Genomic DNA, 3,198 nt, shown 5'->3' on the forward strand with positions numbered 1-3,198 from the left:
AGATGAATTATTCAGGTAAAAGTTAAATTAATACAAAAATAGCGATAAAAAGCCACCCTATTTGCAGCAAGGTGGCTTTTGTACTGTTCATGTTACATATTTTCGCAAAAATCTAAACATTAAAATAAGAGAACATGCAATTTACAAGACAGAAATTGTAAGTTCTCTTTTGATTCAGAATCCGGGACCTTTTGTCCCAGACTCCTTTTCATGCTCTGTATTTAAAACGTATTAATTTATTTAGCGGGGAAAACTTTTTTCTTCAATTCCATCAGTACAGTTGTAGATAAGGCCAATCCTGTTGCAATAGCCCAATGCATTAAGCCAAAAGTATCTGGGACTGAGAATACCCCTCTAACAACCGGTAAAAGAGTGATACCATATAGACCTAAACAAGCAATAAAGGCCATTAATATAAATTTGTTAGTAAAGAATCCTGCTTCAAAACTAGTTTGAGTAGTCGAACGCGCAGGGAATACTTGCAATGTTCTAGATAAAATAAGTGTTGTAAAGGCCATCGCTACACTTATCTCAGCTGAGTACTGCAACCCAATAAACTGAGAAATGATAACCGCTAGACCGATTAAAGAACCCCGGAATATAACTGTGCTTAAGGTTTTTCCTGAGAAAATAGACTCATCAGGATCTCTCGGTGATTCATTCATGACGTTAGGTTCTCTAGGTTCTAATCCCAAAGCAATAGCAGGAAGGGAATCATTAGCTAAGTTAATAAAGAGTAATTGTAATGCTGTAAAGGGGTTAACCCAATTGAGTAATAAAGCAACTAAAATCGCAATAACAGCACCTAAGTTACCTGAGAATAGGTAAGCAATAGCTTTTTTAATATTACTGTAAACCGTACGCCCGACAGCAACCGCATGAACGATAGAAACAAAATTATCGTCTGTTAAAATCATAGCAGAGGCATCTTTAGCAACGTCTGTTCCGCTTCCCATTGCGATTCCGATATCAGCTTGTTTTAATGCAGGGGCGTCATTGACTCCATCACCAGTCATAGCTGTTACCTGGTTTTTCTTTTGCCAAGCATCAACAATTCTGATTTTGTTTTCAGGAGTGACACGCGCATAAACTGATATTTTTTCTAAGTTGTTCATTAGTTCTTCATCACTTAACGCGTCTAATTCTTGTCCAGTATAAGCTAGATCGCCTTCCTTAAAGATGTTTAAGTCACGTCCGATAGCACGAGCGGTTGTTTTGTGGTCACCCGTAATCATAACTGTTTTAATGCCAGCATGTTCAGCATCTTGAACGGCATGATAGACTTCTTCTCTAGGAGGATCGATCATTGCAAGTAAACCGACAAAGATTAAGTCACTTTCGTCTTCAACTTCAATAGTATCTTTTTCAATAGGCTTGTAAGCGAAAGCTAACACACGAAAGGCCTGGTCAGAGAACTTTTCGTTTTGCGCTTTGAGAGTCTCTAATCGTTCTTCTGTTAATTCGACAATTTCACCGTTCAGCTTAATACGTGAGCACAAGTCGAAGATAATATCTGGCCCACCTTTTGTTAAGAGGCGTTTTTCACCATTGATTTCATGGACAGTGGACATTCTCTTTCTGCTTGAATCAAAAGGCAGCTCGAGTAAACGCGGGTATTTCTTACGGATTTCTTCATAGGGTGCATCTTGCTTGTTACTGTAAGCAACTAAAGCCACTTCCGTCGGATCACCGCTCGATTCCCCTTTTTCATCAATATTGGAATCATTCGCTAGTACGGCTATTTGCATGAGTAATCTTTCAGACTCTGACCACGTTTGCTTATCCCCTGAGAACAAGTTTGATTCACCATTTGGAATAAATGCATCCACTACCGTCATTTTATTCTGAGTTAAAGTACCTGTTTTATCAGTACAGATAACACTAGTTGAGCCCAGTGTTTCAACTGCGGGCAATTGTCTAATAATGGCATGTTGCTTAGCCATTTTATTTGTTCCAACAGATAAGACAATCGTTACGATGGATTGGAGAGCTTCAGGAATAGCCGCAACAGCCACAGCTACCGCAAACATAAAGGCGTTAACTAATGGAACAGTATAGTCTTGTGAATCTCCTAAGAAGATTCGAACAGCTTGAATAGCAAAAATGAGAATGGATAAAATCAGAATACCAATACCCAGTTTTTTACTGAAATCTTCCAGCTTTCGTTGGAGAGGGGTTTGTTTGGCTTCTGCACTTTGAATCAACTGGGCGACTTTACCCATTTCTGTTTCTTCTCCAATAGCTGTGACAACCATTTTTCCTCTACCGTAAGTGACAAGCGTGCCACTATAAGTCATATTACTTCTATCCGCAAGAGGGGCATCTTCTTCCAGCTTATCAACGAATTTATCTGAAGCAACCGATTCACCTGTTAATGCCCCTTCTACGACTTGAAGAGATTCCGCTTCAATCAGTCTTCCGTCTGCTGGAATATTGTCTCCCGCTTCTAAAAGAACAATATCTCCTTTAACCAGTTCTCTAGCCTCGACATTTTGTGGACGACCATTTCTAATGACGGTACTCGTCGGAGTGGCCATTTGCCTCAATGATTCGAGAGAATCCTCTGCTTTTTTCGTCTGGACGACACTTAAAATGGAGTTAATGATAAGCACCGCAAAGATAATAAGAGATTCAACAGCTTCTCCTAAAACAATCTGCACAATAGCCACAATAAGTAAGACAATAACCATGGGATCTTTAAAGGTATCTATAAACATAGAAAAGGTCGATTGTCTTTCTTTTCTAGAAATCTCATTGAAGCCTTGTTCTTCTTGCCTCTTCTTGGCTTCCTCCGTCGATATGCCTTCTGTAGAGGTATTCAGAGACGACAATACCGTTTCATTACTTTCTTTATAATAATCCATTTTCTGTCCTTTCTATGCTTTTGGAGTGAGATAAAAAAAAGACGCATACGGAAAAACTCACTCACTTCCGTATGCGTCTCACTATTTAATACAGCACCAGCAGATAAATTATCTACGTTTGGTGGCACTGTAGCAGTAAAAAACTGCCAGTTACTCCCGCACTTCTTATTTTAATGTAAAACTTATTATAGATAAGGGAAGGAAAAAAAGCAAGTTAATTCACTTTCATAGGAAAGACTATTAGTAAAACTATGAATTATTCAGGTCCTTATATATTTATTAAGTTTATGATTATTTTTGGGCTAAGTATTCATCTCTTAGTAACGAAAATACT

1 protein-coding gene is annotated in these 3,198 nt (G+C 38.5%); it reads right to left on the minus strand.

Annotation, left to right across the window (positions count from 1 at the left end):
- Nucleotides 1-236: 236 nt before the first annotated feature.
- Entirely contained in the window at nt 237-2,864 is a 2,628-nt protein-coding gene (locus ACRCJ0_RS11095) for a cation-translocating P-type ATPase (RefSeq protein ID WP_431390469.1), read from the minus strand.
- Nucleotides 2,865-3,198 lie beyond the last annotated feature (334 nt).

It is taken from the genome of Aerococcus sp. L_32 (assembly GCF_050689315.1).

Excerpts from the sequence above, each read along its gene's own strand:
- ACRCJ0_RS11095 (WP_431390469.1), bottom strand. The coding sequence starts at position 2,864 with ATGGATTATTATAAAGAAAGTAATGAAACGGTATTGTCGTCTCTGAAT.